Annotated in this window: 20 protein-coding genes and 1 tRNA gene; 10 read left to right on the top strand and 11 right to left on the bottom strand. The window is 73.5% G+C overall.

The features are described from left to right. Positions 1–209 precede the first annotated feature (209 nt). Complete coding sequence (locus QFZ64_RS11245) at positions 210–1391, top strand: amidase domain-containing protein (RefSeq protein ID WP_307064745.1); 1182 nt, start codon at positions 210–212, stop codon at positions 1389–1391. A 183-nt stretch (positions 1392–1574) separates the two neighbouring features. On the opposite strand, the gene QFZ64_RS11240 is transcribed toward QFZ64_RS11245, so the two are convergent. Next, entirely contained in the window at positions 1575–2975 is a 1401-nt protein-coding gene (locus tag QFZ64_RS11240; RefSeq protein ID WP_307064744.1) for a hypothetical protein, read from the bottom strand. Positions 2976–3184: 209 nt separating this feature from the next. Continuing rightward, complete coding sequence (locus QFZ64_RS11235) at positions 3185–3952, bottom strand: DUF4097 family beta strand repeat-containing protein (RefSeq protein WP_307064743.1); 768 nt, start codon at positions 3950–3952, stop codon at positions 3185–3187. 181 nt (positions 3953–4133) lie between these two features. On the opposite strand from QFZ64_RS11235, the gene QFZ64_RS11230 reads away from it, so the two are divergent. After that, positions 4134–4205 (top strand) — tRNA-Val (locus QFZ64_RS11230). A gap of 80 nt (positions 4206–4285) precedes the next feature. Here QFZ64_RS11230 and QFZ64_RS11225 read toward each other — a convergent pair. After that, positions 4286–4603, bottom strand: coding sequence for a putative quinol monooxygenase (locus QFZ64_RS11225; protein WP_307064742.1), 318 nt, complete (start codon positions 4601–4603; stop codon positions 4286–4288). A gap of 117 nt (positions 4604–4720) precedes the next feature. Here QFZ64_RS11225 and QFZ64_RS11220 point away from each other — a divergent pair, with 117 nt between their 5' ends. Together QFZ64_RS11220 and QFZ64_RS11215 are read left to right on the top strand one after the other, a co-directional pair. After that, complete coding sequence (locus QFZ64_RS11220) at positions 4721–5716, top strand: GlxA family transcriptional regulator (RefSeq protein ID WP_307064741.1); 996 nt, start codon at positions 4721–4723, stop codon at positions 5714–5716. A 246-nt stretch (positions 5717–5962) separates the two neighbouring features. After that, positions 5963–6610 carry a DedA family protein gene (locus QFZ64_RS11215; RefSeq protein WP_307064740.1) on the top strand — a complete coding sequence of 216 codons (648 nt, stop codon included), beginning with the start codon at positions 5963–5965 and terminating at the stop codon, positions 6608–6610. Positions 6611–6675: 65 nt separating this feature from the next. On the opposite strand, the gene QFZ64_RS11210 is transcribed toward QFZ64_RS11215, so the two are convergent. The 4 genes from QFZ64_RS11210 to QFZ64_RS11195 form a co-directional block, all read right to left on the bottom strand. Continuing rightward, a complete protein-coding gene (locus QFZ64_RS11210; RefSeq protein ID WP_307064739.1) occupies positions 6676–6915 on the bottom strand; it encodes a DUF2277 domain-containing protein in 240 nt (79 codons plus the stop codon). A gap of 96 nt (positions 6916–7011) precedes the next feature. After that, the gene (locus QFZ64_RS11205; protein WP_307064738.1) at positions 7012–7596 is read right to left on the bottom strand and encodes a hydrolase; all 585 of its coding nucleotides are present in this window, start codon (positions 7594–7596) and stop codon (positions 7012–7014) included. Positions 7597–7739: 143 nt separating this feature from the next. Beyond that, positions 7740–9197, bottom strand: coding sequence for an MFS transporter (locus QFZ64_RS11200; protein ID WP_307064737.1), 1458 nt, complete (start codon positions 9195–9197; stop codon positions 7740–7742). Next, positions 9194–9643, bottom strand: coding sequence for a MarR family winged helix-turn-helix transcriptional regulator (locus QFZ64_RS11195; RefSeq protein ID WP_307064736.1), 450 nt, complete (start codon positions 9641–9643; stop codon positions 9194–9196). Before QFZ64_RS11195 ends, QFZ64_RS11200 begins: the two co-directional genes overlap by 4 nt. 141 nt (positions 9644–9784) lie before the next feature. Between QFZ64_RS11195 and QFZ64_RS11190 the strand changes: the two genes are divergently transcribed. Then, positions 9785–10147, top strand: a complete 363-nt coding sequence (locus tag QFZ64_RS11190) for a hypothetical protein (protein ID WP_307064735.1) — start codon at positions 9785–9787, stop codon at positions 10145–10147. Positions 10148–10345: 198 nt separating this feature from the next. Here the strand turns inward: QFZ64_RS11190 and QFZ64_RS11185 are convergent, their stop codons facing one another. The 3 genes from QFZ64_RS11185 to QFZ64_RS11175 form a co-directional block, all read right to left on the bottom strand. Then, complete coding sequence (locus QFZ64_RS11185; protein WP_307064734.1) at positions 10346–10816, bottom strand: DoxX family protein; 471 nt, start codon at positions 10814–10816, stop codon at positions 10346–10348. A 134-nt stretch (positions 10817–10950) separates the two neighbouring features. Then, the gene (locus QFZ64_RS11180) at positions 10951–12741 is read right to left on the bottom strand and encodes an alkaline phosphatase D family protein (protein ID WP_307064733.1); all 1791 of its coding nucleotides are present in this window, start codon (positions 12739–12741) and stop codon (positions 10951–10953) included. Positions 12742–12832: 91 nt separating this feature from the next. Next, positions 12833–13360: a DUF4232 domain-containing protein gene (locus QFZ64_RS11175; RefSeq protein WP_307064732.1), complete on the bottom strand. Its 528-nt coding sequence runs from the start codon at positions 13358–13360 to the stop codon at positions 12833–12835. Between the two features lie 573 nt (positions 13361–13933). Here QFZ64_RS11175 and QFZ64_RS11170 point away from each other — a divergent pair. Continuing rightward, a complete protein-coding gene (locus QFZ64_RS11170; protein ID WP_307064731.1) occupies positions 13934–14515 on the top strand; it encodes a TMEM165/GDT1 family protein in 582 nt (193 codons plus the stop codon). A 322-nt stretch (positions 14516–14837) separates the two neighbouring features. Then, complete coding sequence (locus tag QFZ64_RS11165; protein ID WP_307064730.1) at positions 14838–15503, top strand: HAD-IA family hydrolase; 666 nt, start codon at positions 14838–14840, stop codon at positions 15501–15503. A gap of 58 nt (positions 15504–15561) precedes the next feature. On the opposite strand, the gene QFZ64_RS11160 is transcribed toward QFZ64_RS11165, so the two are convergent. Further along, entirely contained in the window at positions 15562–16596 is a 1035-nt protein-coding gene (locus QFZ64_RS11160; protein WP_307064729.1) for a peptidoglycan-binding protein, read from the bottom strand. Between the two features lie 179 nt (positions 16597–16775). Between QFZ64_RS11160 and QFZ64_RS11155 the strand changes: the two genes are divergently transcribed. From QFZ64_RS11155 to QFZ64_RS11145, 3 genes are all read left to right on the top strand, one after another. After that, a complete protein-coding gene (locus tag QFZ64_RS11155; protein WP_307064728.1) occupies positions 16776–19055 on the top strand; it encodes an MDR family MFS transporter in 2280 nt (759 codons plus the stop codon). 191 nt (positions 19056–19246) lie between these two features. Continuing rightward, positions 19247–19909, top strand: a complete 663-nt coding sequence (locus tag QFZ64_RS11150; RefSeq protein ID WP_307064727.1) for a hypothetical protein — start codon at positions 19247–19249, stop codon at positions 19907–19909. Positions 19910–19915: 6 nt separating this feature from the next. After that, complete coding sequence (locus QFZ64_RS11145; RefSeq protein WP_307064726.1) at positions 19916–20590, top strand: hypothetical protein; 675 nt, start codon at positions 19916–19918, stop codon at positions 20588–20590. Positions 20591–20691 lie beyond the last annotated feature (101 nt).

Genomic DNA, 20691 nt, shown 5'->3' with positions numbered 1-20691 from the left:
CGGGAGCCGACCGCCCGTCGCCCGCCCAGGGGCCGATGACGGAGGATCAGCAGAACGCGTGATCATTGTGCCGCTTCGGACATCTCCGGAACAGATCGGTTCTGTGAAGTTTCCCGACGTCTCTTGTGCATCCCCCTTCACAGGCGATACGAGGGTCATGGCATCATTCCAGCCCCCGGCGTACCGGTGCCGGGCAGAGGGGAATCTCAGTGAAGTCAAGGAAATTGAGCCGCAAGCGGCGACGCGCGACCATATTCACTGCGGCGGCCGCCTCGGTCGTCGCGGGCGTGGCCATGCTGCCCAACTGGAGCGCGGGCGCATCCACGGTGGACCAGCCCACCGTGGACAAGCAGACGAAGGCGACCTTCCAGAACCTGGCCGACGCGGTCTTCACCGACCGCACGGACGCCCTGGTCGCCACTGACAAGCAGCAGTACCGGGGCCGCAAGTCCCTGTCGAACCGCTTCCACGGCGACGTCCGGCTGTCCCAGTCGCTCACGCGCGACGAGCACACGGCCGTCTCGACGCTGCAGGACCGCAAGAAGCGCCTCGCCTCGCTCGGCGAGCAGTACAGCGGCGCCAAGACCAGCGTCACGCTGGACAAGACCCGGGTGAACGGCCGTCACGCCACCGCCGAGGTCACCGAGACCACGACGCTGACGTACGCGAAGGCCAAGGGCAAGCAGCCCAAGACCACCGGCTTCCAGGCCCACCACAAGCTGTCGTTCACGGCCGACAGGGACGGCGACTGGCAGCTCACCCAGGTGCGCGACACGGACGACGGCGTCGCCGTCAACCAGCCGACCGCGCCGACGGTCAAGGCGCCGGCCACCGCCACCGACGACGCCCCGCCGGAGGCCACCCGCTCCGCCATCACGCGGAACCCGGCGGCCGCCCCGAAGAACCTGACGTCGGGCACGTACAACTACCAGGCCATGGCGGACTACGCCAAGAAGTACTGGAGCAGCTACAACCCGGACTACCCCGACTTCAACGGGGCCGGCGAGGGCGGCGACTGCACCAACTTCGTCAGCCAGTCGCTGAAGGCCGGCGGCTGGAAGCACGTGCCGGGTGACGGCACGGACTTCCACAAGTGGTTCGGCAACTCGGACATCCAGTCGGACTCGTTCGTCGGCGTCAACGAGTTCTCCTGGTTCGCCCTGTCCTCGAAGCGGGTCACGAGCCTCGCCAACGTCTACCAGCTCGACGTCGGCGACGTGCTGCAGATGGACTTCAACAAGGACGGGTCCAAGGACCACACCATGATCGTCACGTCGCGCGTGAACGGTGTGCCGTACCTGTCGTACCACTCGACCAACACGTACAACCGGTCGCTGGCGAGCATCATCGCGTCGTACCCCAACGCGGCGTACTACGCGTACCGCACGTGATCTGAGCGGGCCCCCGCGCCCCTGTTCTTCTCGGGGGCGCGGGGAACTGCGCGTCCTTCGGGGGCCCGAGGGCAAAGGCCCCCGGGAGACAATGGGGCCCCGGCTCGGACGAAGCTGAGAGCGTGGGGGAGGGAAGGGGCGGCGGGGCGAACAACCCGTCAGCCGGTAACCGGCACCCGACCGTCACCCACCGGCCCGCGACCCCCTGATGTCCGCGACCACCCCCGCCGCGACCCCCCGCACGGCATCCATCTCCACCAGGAACCGCCAGTAGTCCGGGTGCCGGCCCTCCAGCCCCGCGACCGCCCGCTCCAACCGCTCCACCGCCGCGTCCAGCGGCCCCGCATGCCGCGGCTCCGGCGTCGTCCGCCCCGCCATCGCCAGCCGCTGCGCGTCCCGCACCGCGAACCGCGTCCGCTCGATCTCCGCCTGCGGATCCTTCTGCACGGCGTTGAGCCGCCGCAGCCGGTCACCGGCCGCGGACACCGCCTCGTCCGTCGAGTTCAGCAGCGCCCGCACCGTCGCCAGCCGCGCCGTGGCGTCCGCCCACCGCTGCTCCTGCCGGGCCGCCCGTGCCTCCGCCAGCTTCCGCTCCGCCTGCGTCACGTTCTCGGCGGCCAGCTCCGGCACCGACTGAAGGTCCTGCCAGCAGGCGGCCACGAAGCGCCGCCGCAGCTCGCTGAGGACCGGCTGCACCTGGCTCGCGCGCGTGGTCAGCGCCTGCGCGCGGGTGCGCAGCGACACCAGCCGGTGGTCGATCTCGGCGGCCCGCTCCGGCAGCCGCTCGGCCTCCGCCCGCACCGCCCCGGCCTCCCGGGAGACCCGCTCCGCCCGCTGAAGGGTGTCCCCGACGCCGTGCCGGCCCGCGCCTTCGTTCAGTCTCGTCAGCTCGGGGCCGAGGGCGGCCAGCCGGGCGGCGAGATCGTCGGCGTTCAGCCCCGTGCCGCGTACGGCGTCCAGGGCGCCGGTGGCGGCGCGCAGGGCCTGCCGGGCGCGTTCGACGGCGGGGGCGAGCCGGGCGAGTTGCGTCTCCGCCTTGCCGAGCAGCGGGCCGAGCCCCTGGGTGAAACGATCCAGCTCCTGCTTGACCCGCAGCAGCTCGTCCTTGGCGGCGGTGAGGTCACGGCGGGCGTGGGCGGCGGCGGAGGCGTCCAGGTCGTCCCGGTCGAGGTCACAGGCGTCGACGGCGGCGATGTAGCGGCCGCTGACCTCGTCTATGCGCTGCCCGAACGCCTCGAAGTCGGTGAGCGCGCGCCGGGCGGCGGGGGAGTCGTCGACGGCGGCGATGGTCTCCATGGAGATGCGCAGATCCCGCTGGGCGGTGTCCAGCTCGTAGAACGCGGCCGCCGCGGCGTCCTTGGCGGCCTGCGCCTCGGCCCGCGCCCCCTCCGACCGCCCGCCGAACCACCGGCGGGTCCCGCCCCCGGCGTACGCGGCCGCCAGCAGCGGGGCGACGAGCACGGGCAGCGCGAACAGGGTGAACGCGTCGCGGGCGGCGCGGACGAGGAGTGGGACAGGCCCGTGCGGAAACGCTCGCCGGTGGTGTCTCGACTGTGTGTACGGCTCTGGCGGTGTGGCCGTCACATCCCTCTCCCGTACTGTCGTCCGCTGCCCGGTGTTCATTCTCCCACCGGTTGAGGACGAACACACGGGTGATCCGGTTCGCCGTGACGACGGCCGGGAAGGGCGCCGTGACGACGGCCCGGACGCGGCAGGGCACACCGTCGGCCCGTGGCCGTGCGCGCGGTCAGCCCATGGCCGGGCGCACCGTCACCTTGCTGCCGGGCGCACCGTCACCGACCTGTCCTGACCGTCACCGACCCGTCCTGGGTGCGGGCGCCGATCACATGGGGGCTTCCGTCGTCCCGGGGCACGGACACATGGACGGACCCGTCCTTGGACGTGGCCGTCACCCGGTACGCGGCGCGCGGCAGCGCCAGCGTGAGGGAGCCGTCGTCGCTCTCGGCCGCGACCCGGTCGGGGACGGTGTTCAGGTCCAGGTGCACGGACCCGTCCTTCGTGCCGACGCGTACGGTGTGGGAGCCGACACCGGTGGCGTGGACCGAACCGTCGTCGGAGTGCAGGGACAGCGGTCCCCCGACGTCGCTGACGCGCACCGCCCCGTCGGCCGTGCGGATGTCCAGCGCCGAACGGAAACCGCGCGCGGTGACGCCGCCGTCGTCCTCGCGGACCGTGACCGCGATGCCGCGCGGCACCTCGATGCGGTGCTTGGCGGAACAGTCCGCGACAAAGCCCGAGCAGTGCGTACGCAGCACCAGCCGGTCGCCGTCGACCTTCCAGGACACCTTCGGGTCGCCGCCGAGCACGACCTTGCCCTTGAACCACCGGGTCACGCGCACCTTGTCGCCGTCGCCGGGGACGAGCACCAGCGTGGAGTCGTCCGAGTCGACGGTCAGCGTCCGCCCGTGCAACGCGAACGACCGGTGGTCGGGCGCGTTGTCGTCCCCCGCGTCGGCACCACACCCGGCCGCGACGGCCACGACCCCGCCCAGCACCACCGCAGACAACAGCCCGCGCCGCCGATTCGCCGTCCTGCTCATCACGACCCCCAGAGCCCCGGCGCCCGCACCACGCGGCCGCTCACCCCACTGCTCCACGACCGTACGGACCCCCGACACCCCGCACGATCCTGCTCGCTGCCCTCCCGGGGTGGGGATAACCCCCGCCCGCCACGCGTTTGCCGCCCGGGCCCGGCGGCAGGGTAGTCTGTCCACTCACCCCGGGCGCGTAGCTCAGCGGTAGAGCGCTGCCCTTACAAGGCAGATGTCGGCGGTTCGAAACCGTCCGCGCCCACCGGTTCGGGAACCACGAGAAGGCCCAGGCCGACGGCGTAGCGCCGTCGGCCTGGGCCTTTTTCGCCCGCTGTGCGGGGGTCAGGCGGGGGTGGGCGCCGGGAGCTTCGCGGCGAGGATGTCCACCGGCCGGATGTCCGGTTCCTCGGCCAGCAGGTGGGCCCCCTGGCCGACGAGGGCCTGGGCGATCCTGCCCTCGAGGTGGGCCCGCCGGGCGTCGTCGGTGGCGAAGGCGTCGAAGACGCCGAACGTGGTGGGGCCCAGCCGGAAGGCGAACCAGGTCACGGTCCCCTCTTCCGCCTGCGCCAGGGACAGCGCTCCGGTGAGCAGGTCGTGGACTTCCTGGACGCGGTCGGGCTTCGCTTCGATGCGGGCCAGCAGGCCGAGCGGGAGGTGCATGGGAGAGGGACTCCTCGGTGTCGTTCGCGGTGGTGTCGTCCGGACGTGCTTCCAACCTAGGGATCCTCGGCGGGGCTCCCCAGTGGCAGATACGACGGATCCACTACCGTTTCCGCCATGAAGGTCGCGGTGCTGGTCGTTGACGACGTGTTCGACTCGGGGCTGACGTCCGTACTGGACGTGCTGCGGTCGGCCAACGAACTGCGGGACGAACTGCCGCAGCCGCCACCGCCCTGGGAGGTCGACCTCGTCGGTGTCCGCGCCGGACCCGTGCGCACCGGTGGCGGACTCGTCGTCCGGACCACCCCGGCCGACCTGTCCGGCACCGGGCGGATGCCGGACGTGCTGGTCGTGCCCGGCGTGACGTACAAACAGCCGGGCCCGCTGCTGGAGTGGGTGGCGGCCGAGGCACAGCGGCCCGCGCGCGAACTGCTGCGCCGCCACCGCGCCGAAGGCGTGCCCGTGGCCGCCGCCTGCACCGCGACCTTCCTGCTCGCCGAGAGCGGCGTCCTCGACGGCCTGGAGGCGACGACCAGTTGGTGGCTGGCACCCCACTTCCGACGCCGCTATCCGCGGGTGCGTCTGGACGAGACGCACATGCTCACCCACGCCGACGGCGTCCTCACCGCCGGAGCCGCGTTCGCGCACCTCGACCTCGCGCTCGCCCTGGTCCGGCAGCGCAGCCCGGCTCTGGCGGAACTCACCGCCCGCTACCTGGTGATCGACGCCCGGCCCGCCCAGTCCTCCTATGCCGTCCCCAGTCACCTGGCGCGCGCGGACCCACTGGTCGACGCCTTCGAACGCCGGCTGCGCACCCGCCTCGACCAGCCGCTGAGCATCGCCGACACCGCGCGCGCCCTGGGCAGCAGCGAACGCACGCTGCAACGTGCCTGCGACCGGACGCTCGGCATCTCCCCCGTGCAGTTCGCGCAGCAGATCCGTCTCGAGCAGGCCGTGCACCTGCTGCGTACCACCGAGTTGTCCACCGAGGCCGTGGCCCGCCGCGTCGGCTACCACAACGCCACGACGCTGACCACGCTGCTGCGCAGCCGCCGGGACACCAGCCCGGGCATGCTCCGCAGGCCGCCGGCCACCGGCCGGCCCGCACAGTAGGGCCCGCTCTCCCGCTCCCGGCGGACTTCGCGGGCCCGGGCGCCGGGGACGGGCGCACTCTCCCGGCCTCTCCCGTCCACGGGTGTCGCGTCTTCCGTCCGTGCGCCCCGTGTTCACGCCGTGTGCCCCCCGTGACCCTGCCGTCACCCCCGCCGCGTACGCTGTATGGCTGTCACAAGCCACCCTGCCGCTCCCCCGCGACGCAGCGGCTGGTCGAGTCCACGGGGGAGTAGACGGGGAGTATCGGTGCTGGAGAGTGTGGGGCCGCTGGTCGGCAGCCCGTGGATCTATGCCGCCGTGGCCTTGTCCGTGCTGCTCGACGTGTTCGTGCCGCTGTTGCCGAGCGGGGTCCTCGTGATCACCGCCGCGACGGCCGCCGCCGCGGGCTCCGCGGGCGATGCGACGGCCGCCGCGGGGGACGTCGTCGTCGACCACGTGCCGGACATCCTCGTGCTCGCCCTGTGCGCGGCCACCGCCTCGGTGGTGGGGGATCTGTTCGCGTACCGCGTCGGGCGGCTCGGTGGTGAGCGGCTGGACCGGGCCATCGCCCGTTCCCGGCGGCTGACCGGCGCGCAGGAACGTCTTGGCGCGGCCCTGTCGCGGGGCGGCGGCGCGCTGGTGGTGCTGGCGCGGTTCGCCCCGGCCGGCCGCTCGGTGGTGTCGCTGGCCGCGGGGGTCGCGCAGCGCCGGGTGCGCGAGTTCCTGCCCTGGTCAGCGCTGGCGGGCGTGGCCTGGGCCGCCTACAGCGTGGCGCTCGGTTACTTCGGCGGACAGTGGCTCGGTACGACGTGGCTGGCCACCGGCGTCTCCTTCGGGGCGCTCTTCGTCGCGGGAGCCGGCGCGGGTTATCTCGTACGCCGCCCTTCGGCGGTCCGGGAGGAGGGCGCCGTCTAGGCGTCTCCCGGGTGCCGGGTGCCGGGTGCCGGGTGCCGGGCCCGCTCCCGGCCCGGGTTTTCGGGTCAGGCGCCGGTTCCGGCGCCCGCGTGGTGTGCTCCGCGGACCTCCAGGCCGGACAGCAGTTCCGCCGTGGCGGCCGCCACGGCGTCCACCGCCCGGTCGAACACCTCACGGTTGTGCGCGGCGGGGGCGCGGAAGCCCGACACCTTGCGGACGTACTGGAGCGCGGCCGCCCGGACCTCCTCCTCGGTGGCCTGCTCGGGGAGCGCGGGCGGGCGGAGGGTCTTGATGCTTCGGCACATGCGTTCAGTCTGGCACCGAACGGGAACGGGCGGGGAGGACCGTCGGTTCCGGTCTCCGCCGGTGGCTGCCCGTAGGGTCCTTCCCCGCCCGGACCGTCATGCGTGCGTCTTCTCCAGCAGGTCCAGGATCTCCTCCGTCGTGCCCGTCTCCCCGAGGCGCGGGAAGATCCGCTCCACGCTGCCCCGGTGGGCCTCCGCGCTGGAGTCGGCCATGGCGTCGGTGGCCAGGGTGACGTGGTAACCGTGTTCGTGGGCGGAGCGGGCGGTGGACTCCACGCCGATGCTGGTGGCGATGCCGGTCAGCACGATCTGCGTGACGCCCCGGCGGCGGAGCTGCACATCCAGACCGGTGCCGTGGAACGCGCCCCAGTTGCGCTTGGTGATGTGGATGTCGCCGGGGTGGCCCGCGAGTTCGTCGACGACGACGTCCCAGCCCTCGGGGAGCGCGCCGCGGCGCGCGGGGGCCTCGGTGCGGCCGGGCACGGCGTCGGCGCCGTCGGCCGCGAAGGAGACGCGGACCAGGACGACCGGCAGGTTCCGGGCGCGGAACGCGTCGGCCAGCTCGGCCGAGCGGGAGACGACGTCGGCGGCGGCGTGCGGCTGGGTGTCCATGCCGACGATGCCGGCCTGCAGGTCGATGACGACGAGGGCGGTGGTGGGGTCGAGGGCGGTGAGTGCCATGGGGGCGGGGCCTTCCTGGTCCGTGAGGGTGCGGTGTGCGGTGTGCGGTGAGCGCCGCGGTCCGGGCGGGCCGCGGCCTCGCCGGTCGTTTCCGGCGGTGCCGGTTGTCGCCGGCCTCGCCGGTGGTCTCCGACGGTCGCCGGTCATCTCCGGCTGTCTGGGGTGACCGTCCGCAGGGAACGGTCGAGCAGCGACACCGCGACGAGCGCGGCCGACCCCACGAGCATGAACAGCGCGAGGTCGTGCATCCCCGCCGTGTCGGCGCCGTGGGTGAAGAACGCCGAGTCGGCGGCGGAGGAGCCGAGCGCGCCGAGGTAGGTGAAGGTGCGCAGCAGTCCGGCGGCGGTGCCGATCCGCGCGGGGTCGGACTGCCGGTAGAGGGCGTTCTGGTTGGCCAGACCGATCAGACCTTGCGGCACGCCCATCACGACACCGCCGAGCAGCAGCAGCCACACCGGGCTGCCGGCGTCGAGCAGCAGCAGGACGACACAGCCCGCGACCTGCACCACCCCGCCGACCACGAGCTTCGCCCGCACCGCCTCCCGCCGCCCGGTGACGCCGGAGACGGTGAGCGCGGTCAGTGAGAGGGGGAGCAGCACCAGTCCGGCGGTGGAGGCGGGCAGCCCGCGCCCCTCCTCCAGCCACTGCGTGAAGCCGTAGAGGAAGGCGTACGAGGTGAGGTAGCCGAGGAACTGACGCGCGTACGTGGCCAGCAGGGGGATGTTGCCGCCGAGCACCCGCAGGTCTATGAACGGCTCGGCCACCCGCAGCTCCCGGGCGGCGAAGCCGGCGGCCGCGGCGGCGGTGAGCACCGGCAGGTACCACAGGGCCGCCCGCGGGCTCATCAGGAACAGCATGGCGGAGAGCAGCAGCGCGGCGAACAGCAGCATGCCGGGCAGGTCGACGGGGCGCCGGGAGCGTTCGCCGGGCGCGGTGCCGGGCAGGTACAGCGCGCCGAGGACCAGGCAGGCCGCGGACAGCGGCACGTTGACGGTGAAGACGGCCCGCCAGCCGCCCAGGCCGATGAGGAACCCGCCGAGGGCCGGGCCGATCACGGAGACGGTCTGGTTCGCGACAGAGAGCGCGGTGAGGATCCCGGCCGGGCTGTCCTTGCCCGTGCGCTCCGACTCGCGCCGGATGAGCTGCATGGACGCCGGGTACGCCGCGGAGGTGCCGAAGCCGAGCAGCACGCGGGCGGCAATCAGCACGCCGAGGGACGGGGAGACCGCGCCCAGCAGTCCGGCGACGCCCACGGTGCCGGTGCCGAGGAGGTAGAGACGGCGGGGGCCGAACATGTCGACCAGTCGGCCGATCACCGGCTGGCCCAGCGCGGTGGCCAGGTACAGGCCGGTGACCAGCCAGGCGGTGCGCGAGGGGGTGGCGCCGAAGGCGGCGCCGATCGGCACCAGGGCGACGGCGATCATGGAGGAATTGATCGGGTTGCAGATCGAACCGAGGAGCATCGGGGCGATCAGGCGCCGGTCGAAGGCGTTGCCCCCCTTGCCGCTGTACCTGCTGTTCCTGCCGCTGTCGCCGCCGTCGCTGCCGCTGCCGCCGTTCGGGCGGAGCATCCTGAGCGCGCGGGCGAGTACCGGGCTCACGACTGGGTGAGCCGTTCCAGCAGCTCGAGGGCGTCGAGAATCGTGCGCCGCTCGTCCTCGTCGTACCGCTCCTCGATCGTGCGCGCCAGCCACCGGCGGCGGGCCTGCCGGTCGCCCTCGATGCGCTCGCGGCCCGCCTCGGTGAGCGTGACGAGCTGGCGGCGGCCGTCGTCGGGGTCGGGGTTGCGGTGGATCAGTCCGGCCCGGTCGAGCGAGGCCAGCGTGGTCGCCATCGACTGCGGGCGCACCCCCTCGGCGGAGGCCAGGGCGCTGGCCGTGGCCGCGCCATGCTTGCCGACGAGGGTGAGCGCCGAGACCTGCGGCGGAGTCAGGTCCTCGTCCCCGGCGACCGAACGCAGGCGCCTCCGCAGCCGGTTGAACACGACGGTCAGATCGCGTGCGGCGCGGGCGGCGGACTCGGAGACGTCGTCGGGGGTCTGCTCCATGGGCTCACCGTAGAGCTCGACAGTCGAGACTGTCCAGTTCGGACTGACGATTTCGTGAGGTGTCGCGAGGCGGCTGCGCCGTGACGCGACGAGGGCCCCGGAAGTTCGCCTCGTAAATTCGAACAGGCGTACCATTACGGGGTGGCTGAGACCCCTGACTTCCCGAGTGACCTGCTCGCCGGTCAGGAGGAGCTGCATCAGATCCGGGCCGAACTGCTGGCCCTGCTGAAGCGGCTCCCCTGGTCGGTCGAGCCGCTGGACGGCTTCCGTGACGACAACGGCTGGCGCCGGGTCGAACGCGCGGCCTCGCCCGGGTGGACGGAGAACGAGCAGGCGGAGGTCGAGAAGCTGCGGCGCCGGGAGCGGGAGCTGGCGGTGTTCGTCTCCACGCACCGGTACTGGGGGGAAGTGGCGGCCGCGGAGCGCGTCGACGCGCGGATGAGGCTGAAGCACACGGGCGGGACAGGTGCGTCCGCCTCCGGCGGTCCGGGGGACGGGGTGTAGCCGGTCGCGTGCGCGTCCGTGTCGGGTGCCCGTACGGGGGCGGGCGTGCGGGGCGGGCACAGGTCACCCACGGGGGCACGCAGGGGTACGTGCGTGAGTGACGCGCGGGGTGCGCGCACGGGTGCTCCCCCGCATCCCTGGCGGCAGGGACGCGGGGGAGTGGACGTGGGGTGGTGGACCCAGGGGGTGGGCCCGGGGTCAGACGGTCACCGGCTCCGTCGTGCGGTCCTCCTCCGTCTCCGTGCGGGCGGTGCGGTCGGTGCGGGTCAGGCGCAGGACGTTGTCCAGGGCGAAGGCGCCGGGGCCCGTGAAGACCAGGAGGAGGAAGGTCCAGCAGAACAGGGCGGCCTGCTCGCCGCCGTTCTGGATCGGCCAGAGGCCGTTCGGCTGGTGGACGTGGAAGTACGCGAACGCCATCGAGCCCGAGGCGAGGAACGCGGCCGGGCGGGTGGCGAGGCCGAGCAGGACCAGTGCGCCGCACACGAGCTGGATCACGGCGGCGTACCAGCCCGGCCAGGTGCCGGCCTCGATGGTGCCGCCGTCGGTGCCCATGGCGCCGCCGAGCACGCCGAACAGCGAGGCGGCGCCGTGGCAGGTGAAGAGCAGGCCGAGCACGATGCGGAAGAGCCCGACGGCGTAGGGCCGGGCGCTGTTGAGACGTCCTGACATGGTGGGAGAACTCCTTCGGCTGTTCCGAAAGTTTCGGTTTCCTCAAAACACCGGTTTCGTCTCCCGGAAGCGGCCGGGCCACGTCAGGTTAGGGGCGGGCCATTCCGCTTGCCAGATCGTCATTCAGCCAATGTTCAAAAACTGTCGGCGCCTTTTCGGGCCGGATTCGAGGTTTGATCTTCGAGGTCTCTGGAGTCGGGTCCGCTCAGCCGGGTCTCCCTCAGCGTCACCAGCCGGCCGCCCCTGCCGCTCCGTCCCTCGCCCTCCGTGACCCGCGGGGACCTCGCCTGTTCCAGCCGCAGCCGGGCCGCACGTCCTTGCAGCGTCAGGGTCATGAGCTGGTTGCCGAACCAGGGCCCGCCCGTGCGGCGCCAGTCGACGGCCGGGCGGGCGCGGCGGCCGTGCCGGGCCAGCAGACGGCCGAGCGCACGTCCGGGCCGGGTCCAGCCGAAGCGGAACACCACCTTGATGGAGAGCGGCACGGAGTTGTGCACGGGCGAACAGGTCAACTGCACCACGTGCGCGTCGGGACCGGCGCCGCCCGCCGGCCAGCTCGGCTCGGCGACGTAGGCGTGGTGGACGTCTCCGGACAGCACGCAGATCGTCGCGGGCGCGCCGGGGCCCGACCCCGCCGCGGCGATCAGGTCCGCCAGCGCGTCGAACGACGGGGGGAACGCCGCCCAGTGCTCCAGGTCCAGCGCCCGCCGCAGCCACTCCCCGAACCGTGCCCAGCGCGCGCCCCGTACGCCGTCGGCCAGCGCGGCGTCCCACGATTCCACGTCGTGGATCAGGTGCGGGAGCAGCCACGGCAGCGACGTGCCGATCAGCAGATGGTCGTACGACCCCGGGGCGTCCAGCACCTGTGCGCGCAGCCACGCCCACTCGCCGGCACCGAGCATGTCCCGCTCGCCCTCGGCCAGAACGCGCGCCGCCCTGCTGTCCACCATCAGCAGCCGGGTCCGGCCGAAGTCGCGTCGGTAGCTCCAGCGGGCGTGGGCGGGGTCGGCGTCGGAGCGGGCGCAGTGGACGCGCAGCGCCTCCGTACCGTCCTTGCCCCTGTCCTCCTCCCGGCCCTTCTCCCCGTCCCCGTCCCCGTCCCCCTCCTCGTCCTCGACGGACCGGACCGCCGCGTACACCTCGTCCTTCGCCAGTTCGGCGGGCGAGAGGTTGCCCAGGTGCTGGTGGACCCAGTACGACATCAGCCCGCCGAGCACCCGGTCCTGCCACCACGGGGTGGCGCGCATCTCGGCGACCCAGGCGGCGCTGGTGTTCCAGTCGTCGATGACGTCGTGGTCGTCGAAGATCATGCAGCTCGGCACGGTGGACAGCAGCCAGCGCACCTCGGGGTCGAGCCAGGACTCGTAGTAGAGGTGGGTGTACTCCTCGTAGTCCGCGACCTGGGCGCCGGGCGGCCGGTCCAGGTCGCGGCGGCCGGCCAGCCAGTCGCGGGTCGCCTCGGAGGTCTCGTCGGCGTACACCTGGTCGCCGAGCAGCAGGAGCACGTCCGGGCGCGGGGTGCCGGGGTCGGAGGCGACGCGGGTGGCGAGCGCGTCCAGGGCGTCCGGGCCGACGGGGTCCTTCTCGCCGAGCGCGGGCGCGGCCCAGCGGCAGGAGCCGAAGGCCACGCGCAGCGTCTCGTGCGCGGCCGGGGGGCGGATCACGGACGGCGGGAACGGCGAGTCGGGCAGCGGCCACACCCGCTCCCCGTCGAGCAGCACCTCGTACGGTGTCGCCGTGCCCGGGGTGAGCCCGGTGACCGGCACCAACGCGTAGTGGTGGCCGCAGATCTCGAACGTGCGGGCGCTTCCGCCGCCGCCCTCCGCGCAGCGCACCTCGGCGGTGCAGCGACGGCCCGCCTCGACCCAGACGGTCGCGGACGAGCCGTCGACGTACCTCAGCAGCGGCCCCAGCCGCAGTTCCACCATGGGATCACCCTCCTCCGTCGCCCCGTACGGTACGGAACGACGGAGGGATCGGGGCGGGTTCCGGGGGGTGGCGCCGCGGCCCGGCGTGCGCTCAGTTCGCGAACGGCACGGCGTCGGCGGAGTCGGCGTGCCAGTTGGTGGCGATGGGCCGGTCGACGGTGACGCTCTCGGACAGCTTGAGGGTGGTGCTGTTGGCCTCGTCGCCGTAGACCGAGAGGTGCAGGCGGTCGAACTCGATGCCGTTGTCGTCGCCGGTGCTCTTGGGGTTGATGCCGGCGTAGGCGGCCTTGTTGCCGGAGAGGGTGATGCCGTCGCTGACGGCCTGCTCGGCGGGGTGGACCGCGGTGGAGGCGCTGGAGCCGAAGGAGGCGGAGGGGTACACGCCGTCCAGGCGGCAGGTGACACCGGCGCGGGCCTTGGCGGTGACGCGGATGTAACCGCCCGCCTGGGTCTCGAAGTTGGTGGTGAGCTTCAGGTCCTTGGTGACGCAGGCCCGGGGGGCGGACTGCTTCGCCGCGGTGCCGGCGTCGGCCGTGGCCGCCGCGGCGGTGGTGAGGGCGACCGCCGCGAACGCGGTGAGGGCGAGGCGGGCGGTGCGGGTGGCGAGGAGAGAGCGCATGGTGATCTCCGTGTGAGAGGTGATACGTGAAGGGCTTGCGTCGCCCGGCGGGCCGCCGTCGACAGACCGAAGCTTGTGCCGTGATCCGTCCCACTCGCCATCGATCAAGGCAGGCGCGGGACGCTGGAATGCTGGAACGGCCTTTGACCTGCGGGAACTTGGGCCGTCTGGGATGGCGTGCCGGGACGGGAAGGGCGCGGCGGGCGGGCGGACCGGGACACCGGGAACCACCGGTCGGCGGACGGACCGGGACACCGGAGGCCTCCAGGGGGCCTCCGGCCGGCGGGTGGGGGAGGTGTGCGGGGTCGCGTAGCATGGACCGGGTTGGAGGGGAGTAGCCCTTCGCCGGACCGTCGACATACTGCTCAGCCAGCCTGAGCCGGCGCCCGGAGGCAGATTCCGTGGCCCCTTCGGGGCGGCCCCCCGGGGCGCGGATCGGCCGGCGAGACCTTCGGCAAGCAGTGCACCACCCGTGCCGCCCGGCGCGGGTGCGCGAGTGCGCTGCCGTGCCGGGGTGTCGTGAGCAGTGCACGCGGACTCTCGGTGGGCGGCGCCCCGACCGATTGAGGAACTGTGATCAGCCCGACCGTGACGGCGCTCGTCTTCGGCGTCGTCTTCCTTGCCGAACTGCCGGACAAGACCGCCCTGGCCGGCCTCGTCCTCGGCACCCGCTACCGCGCCTCGTACGTCTTCGCGGGCGTCGCCGCGGCCTTCACCCTGCACGTCGTGCTCGCGGTCGCGGCGGGCAGCGTGCTCACGCTGCTGCCGCACCAGCTCGTGCAGGCGCTCACCGGCGTGCTCTTCCTCGGCGGCGCGGCCGTGCTGCTGCTGAAGAAGGACGAGGGCGAGGAGGAGGTCCGCCGGCCCGAGGACCAGAGCTTCTGGAAGGTGGCCGGGACGGGCTTCATGCTCATCCTGGTCGCCGAGTTCGGTGACCTGACCCAGATCATGACCGCGAACCTCGCGGCCCGCTACGACGACCCGCTCTCCGTCGGCCTCGGCGCGGTGCTCGCGCTGTGGGCGGTGGCCGGCCTCGGCATCGTGGGCGGCAGGGCGCTGATGAAGAAGGTGCCGCTGACGCTGATCACGCGGATCGCGGCCCTGCTGATGTTGGGGCTCGGCGTGTGGAGCCTGTACGAGGCGATCGCGGGCTGACGGACGCGGAGGGGGCGGGCGGGCCTCGCGCTCCGCGCCGTTCCGTCACGTCCTGCCCCGTTCCGTCGGCGTCCCGCTCCGGAGTGGACCGGGGGTTCGCGGGGAACGGGCCACGTGCGCGCCCGGCACCGCCCCCACCCGTCACTCGTGACCCGTTGTCACGCCTCGTCGCCATTCGTGGTTGTGCCTGGTCGCGGACGGTGGCGGGGGACCGGTGCCGTTTTGTATCGTAGGGAAACAAAGTGGTTCCCGTCCGCACCCCCTGACCTGCGGGCGGGGCCGCCTTGTTTCTTCCGGGGAACCCCCCTTCCGCATTTGGAGCATGCCGATGACGGCCACCACCGTTCTCACCGCACGGGCCCTCCTGCTGGACATGGACGGCACCCTCGTCAACTCCGACGCCGCCGTCGAGCGGGTCTGGCGGCGCTGGGCCGACCGGCACGGACTGGACAGCGACGAGGTGCTGAAGGTCGTGCACGGCCGCCAGGGTTACGCCTCCATGGCCCTGCTGCTGCCCGGCAGGCCGATGGAGCAGAACCTCGCCGAGAACGCGCGGATGCTGGCGGAGGAGACCGCCGACACCGAGGGCGTCGTCGAGGTGCCCGGCGCGGCCGCGTTCCTCGCCTCCCTGGCCGGTGTCCCGCACGCGCTGGTGACCTCGGCGGACGTGCCGCTGTCCACCGCCCGGATGGAGGCGGCGGGCCTCGCGCTGCCGACGGTGCGGATCACGGCGGAGTCCGTGGGCGCGAGCAAGCCCGACCCCGAGGGCTTTTTGAAGGGGGCCGCGGAACTGGGCGTCGCGCCCGAGGACTGCGTGGTGTTCGAGGACTCCGGCGCCGGGGTCGCGGCCGGACGCGCCGCCGGGATGCGGGTCGTGGGGGTCGGACCGCGGGCGGGACTGCACCGGCCGGACGCGGTGGTGCGGGATCTGCGACGGGTGCGGGTCGAGACGGCGCAGGACGGGACGGTCCGGCTGCACCTGGGGTGAGGCGGGCCCGGCCCACGGCCCGGCCGTCCTCCGGTCCCGATGGGTGAGGCGGGTCGGCCTACGGTTCGTCCGTCTCCGCTTCCAGGCTTGCGCGGGTGGCCTTGCCGTAGACGCCGTGGGGGTCGCCCGTGATGTCCCGGGCCGTCTGGTAGGCGCCCACGGCCGTCTCGACGTCGCTGTCGTACGTGCCGTCCACCGTGCCCAGGTAGAACAGCCGCTGCCGGAGACGGCGCTGGAGCTCCTCGACCTCGGGGCCGTCGTCGCCGGGCCGCAGGACCGGGGGGTCCTGGCGCGGTGCGTCGCCGGGGTCGGGGGCCTTGGAACGGGTCGCCTCCGAGGTGGCCTGCGCCTCCTTCACGGTGCGGGTGGCGGTGGGGCTGGGCGACGAGGAGGCCGTGTGGCCACCGGAGGCGGTCGCCGTGGCGGAGGCGGTGTCGCTGGGGGAGGCGCTCCCCGTGCCCGTCGCCGCGGACGAGGTGCCCGCCGGGCCGGTCGCGGTGGGGGTGGCCGAACCGGCCGGGACGCTCGGGCGGACCTCGTCCGGCAGGGCGTCGTTGCGCTCGGGCCTGCCGTAGCTGAAGAGGCCGGTGGCGAGCGCGGTGGCCGTGAGGATCGCGACGACGGCGCCGCCCGCGGCGAGGACGACGGTGCGACGGGCCGCCGGGGCGCGGGGGGCGTCGCCTCCGCCGCCCCCGACCGTGGTACCGATCTCCAGGGGCTGCGGTCCGGCGATCTCCAGGGGCCGCGGTCCGGCGAAGGCCTCGTCCTCGGTGGGTCCGGCCCCGGGGGACACGCTCCCCGCGGACCCGGGTGGTTCGGGAGACGCGGAGGATTCGGGGGACCCGGGGGAGACGGGGGACCCGGGGGAGACGGGGTCCTGCCCCGGCGTCCCGACAGGGGTCCCGCCCTCCGGGGTCAGGCCCACGTAGGGCCTGATGCGCAGGGGATCGAAGTCCTCCGCCGCCGCGGCTTCCGCCGTGCGGGTGTCGCGGAGGGCCTCGGCCGTGCGCTCGGTGCACGCGCACGTCGGCGACCCGTCGGGGTCGCGTGGTGCCGCGCACTCCGGGCACGCCTGTTCGTTCGTTCCGCTCACGGCTGGGTTCCCTCCCTGCGAACTCCAGGAATTATGCAGACCTCCCGCACAACTTCTCCGGCGATCCCCCCTAAGTCCCGCCGTTCGACAGGACTGAACGTCCCATAACTGGTCACACCGAACAGGAAGGACGACGGCAGGCAGGCCCGAGGAGGGCCACGGCTCCCGGGGAGGTCTCCATGGCCGAGGACGCGCTCCGGAAGGGCGGCGGCGGACCGGACGGCGACGGAACGCACAGCACCGACGCGGACGGTGCGGGTGGCGTGGGTGGCATGGGTGGCGCGCGCGGGAGCGTCCACGCTCCCGGCGGGCTCGCCGCTCCCGGCGGGCCCTCCTCGCCCGCCGGCAGCACCGCGTCCGACGTCACGGCCACCGCCGCCACTCCCACCCCCGCCGCCGCCCCGGGTGACGTCGCCGACCAGCCCAGCGGCAGCGTCCTCGTCTCCATCGGCGCGCTGCTCCTCGGCATGCTGCTCGCCGCCCTCGACCAGACGATTGTCTCCACCGCCCTGCCCACCATCGTCAGCGACCTCGGAGGCCTGGAGCACCTCTCCTGGGTCGTCACCGCCTACCTCCTCGCCTCCACAGCCGCCACCCCGCTGTGGGGCAAGCTCGGTGACCAGTACGGACGCAAGCGGCTGTACCAGACGGCCATCGTGATCTTCCTCGTCGGCTCGGCACTGTGCGGCGCCGCGCAGGGCATGGGCCAGCTCATCGCCTTCCGCGCGCTCCAGGGCCTGGGCGGCGGCGGACTGATCGTGCTGTCCATGGCGATCGTCGGCGACCTCGTACCGCCCCGGGACCGCGGCCGCTACCAGGGTCTGTTCGGCGCCGTCTTCGGCGCCACCAGCGTGCTCGGGCCGCTGCTCGGCGGGCTGTTCACCCAGCACCTGAGCTGGCGCTGGGTGTTCTACGTCAACCTGCCCGTCGGCGTCGTCGCCCTCGCCGTGATCGCCACCGTCCTGCACATCCCGCGCCGCGCGACCAAGCACGTCATCGACTACCTCGGCACGTTCCTGATCGCCGCCGTCGCCACCTGCCTGGTGCTGGTCGCCTCGCTCGGCGGCACCACCTGGGACTGGGCCTCCCCGCAGATCATCGGGCTCCTCGTGCTCGGGGTGGTGCTCGCCGGCGCGTTCGTGGCCGTCGAGCGCCGGGCCGCCGAACCCGTCCTCCCGCTCAAACTGTTCCGCGTCCGCACCTTCACCCTCTCCGCCGTCATCAGCTTCGTCATCGGCTTCGCCATGTTCGGCGGGATGACCTACCTGCCGACGTTCCTCCAGGTGGTGCGCGGCATCTCGCCGACCCTGTCGGGCGTGCACATGCTGCCCATGGTGTTCGGACTGCTGCTGTCCTCCACGGTCTCGGGGCAGATCGTCAGCCGCACCGGCCGCTGGAAGGTGTTCCCGGTCGCCGGCACCGCCGTCACCACCGTCGGCCTGCTCCTGCTGCACCGGCTCGACGAGCACACCTCCACCGCCGTGACCAGCGCGTACTTCTTCGTCTTCGGCCTGGGCCTCGGCCTGGTCATGCAAGTCCTCGTGCTCATCGTGCAGAACGCGGTGGCCTACGAGGACCTGGGCGTCGCCACGTCCGGGGCGACGTTCTTCCGGTCCATCGGCGCCTCCTTCGGCGTCGCCGTCTTCGGCACCGTGTTCGCCGGCCGGCTCGGCGACAAGCTCGCCGACATCCTCGCCGGGCGGCGGCTGCCCGCCGGTGTGGACGCGGACACCCTCAAGGCCGACCCGCGCGGCATCGGCGGGCTGCCGCCGTCGCTGCGGCCCGCCGTCCTGCACGCCTACGCGTCCTCGATCACCGACGTCTTCCTCTACGCGGCGCCGATCGCCGCGGTCGCCTTCGTCCTCGCCTGGTTCCTGCGCGAGGACCGGCTGCGCGCGTCGGTGACCGCGCCCGACGGCACGGAGACCCTCGCCAGCAACCCGGTGCAGCGCTCCTCCTACGACGAGGTGTGCCGCGCGCTGTCGCTGCTCGGTTCCCGCAACGGGCGGCGGGAGATCTACGAGCAGATCACCGCGCGCGCCGGGTACGACCTGCTCCCCGCGGCGAGCTGGCTGCTGCTGCGCACCCGCAAGTACGGCTGGACGGAACCGGCCGTGCTGACCGAGCACAGCGCCGTTCCGCTGCACGTCATCATCGCCGCGGCGCGGCAGGTGGAGGAGCGGGGGCTGGCCGCGCGCCGGGGTCCCGAGCTGATCCTCACCGAGCGGGGCGCGGCGGTCGCGGAACGGCTGGCCGCGGCACGGCAGGAGTCGCTGGCGGAGCTGCTGGGGGACTGGTGGGGGCCTGACCGGTCGACGGACCTGATCCATCTGGTGGAGGAGCTGACGACGGAGCTGTGCGGATCGGACGCGGAACGGCCGCACGTGGGGTCGCGCGCCACGGCGTCCCACGGCGCCGGTCCGGCCCGGCCGCACGGCGACATGACGCCCCGGCCGTAGGGTCCCCACGACGCCCGTGGTCCCTCGACGTCCGCCCACGGCACAGGCGTTCGCGTGCACAGGACGCCCCCGTCCGTGTCTCTCCGTGAGCGGGCGCCGTTTGCGGGCCGGGTTGCGGGCAACCCGGTGGGAGTAGGGGTCTCGCCGGAGCCGTCCGGTTCCGGGGCCCTCGGGTCTACCGGAAGGCATTCATGTCCACAGGCGTGATCATCGCAATTGTGATCGTGGCGGCCGTGGTCGTTGCCGCGGTCGTACTGTTCCTGATGCGGACCCGTGGCGCACAAGGCGGTCCCGGGCTGAAGCGGCGCTTCGGCCCCGAGTACGAGCGGACCGTGGCCCGCCACAAGGGGGACACCAGGGCCGCCGAGGCGGAACTCGCCGAACGCGTCGAACGCCACGGCTCGTTGAAGCGGCGTCCGCTCGCGTCGGAAGCCCGCGCGCGGTACGAGGCCCGCTGGGCCGCCGCCCAGGAGCGGTTCGTCGACTCGCCGCAGGAAGCGGTGGCCGAGGCGGACCGGCTGATCGCCGAACTGTCCACGGAGCGCGGCTTCCCGGAGGGCGGCCACGAGGACCGGCTCGACGCGCTCTCCGTCCACCACCCGCACCACGTGCACGGCTACCGCCGGCTGCACCGGACCGTGCACGCCCCGGCGGACGGTACGCCGGGCAGCCGCCCCGGTACGGAGGAACTGCGCGCGGCCATGGTCGAAGCCCGCGGCCTCTTCGAGCAGTTGACGGGCGAGGACGGTCACCGGGCACCGAGGACGGAACCGGAGCGGACCGGCGCCGCCGGCGAACCGCGGGGCACGCAGCCTGCCTGGGGTCTCGGCAGGCGTCATGTGAAGGGGAGTTGAGGGGTGATGGCAGAGGTGACACCGTCCGACGAGGACCGCGACGTGCGCGAGGCACGCGAGGCACGCGCCGCCCACGAGGCGGCGGGCGACCCGGACGCGGGTCCGGCCGCGGCGCCCATCCACAGGACCGAGGCCACGGGCACGGCCACCGGCACGCACACGGGCGCGGGAACGCCCGCGCGTACGAGCACGGGTACGGGCACGGCAGCGTCCACGGGCACGACCGAACCGCCGGTGGGGCCGGCGGCCGGTGACGGCAAGGGCGGTGCCGGTTCCGCGCACGGCCCCGTCTCCGGTACCGCGCTGATCGGGGGCCGTGCGGGCAGCGCGACCGACGACGCGCTCACCGGAGGCGCCGGCGCCCACCACGCCACGCACGACCACGGCGGCGAACCCCACGCCGCCCGGACGCCGCTGCTGGCGCACGGCGACACCGAGAAGTTCTCGGCCCAACTGCACCACGCCGTCGGCGGCTTCGTCGACGCGCCCCGGGCCGCCGTCGAGGAGGCCGACCACGTCCTGGAGCAGGTCGCCGACCTCTTCACCGACGCGCTGAACCGGCGTCGTCGGGACCTGCGAGCCGCCTGGCAGGCCGGTGACGGCAACGACTCCGACACCGAACGGCTCCGCGTCGCCCTGCGGGAGTACCGCGAGTTCGCGGAACGCCTGCTGCACGTCTGACCACGACCGCAGGTCGTGGCCCGCGGCCCGGGAAGCCCCGCGCTCCCGGGCCGCAGCCGTGCACCGGCCCCGGCCGCGCGCCGGGCCGTTTCGCCGCCGGC

The sequence above is a fragment of the Streptomyces sp. B3I8 genome (assembly GCF_030816915.1).
In the GTDB taxonomy this organism is placed as follows: domain Bacteria; phylum Actinomycetota; class Actinomycetes; order Streptomycetales; family Streptomycetaceae; genus Streptomyces.
The sequence above is the reverse complement of the archived record's forward strand: the minus strand, read 5'-3'. Positions and strand labels throughout refer to the sequence as shown.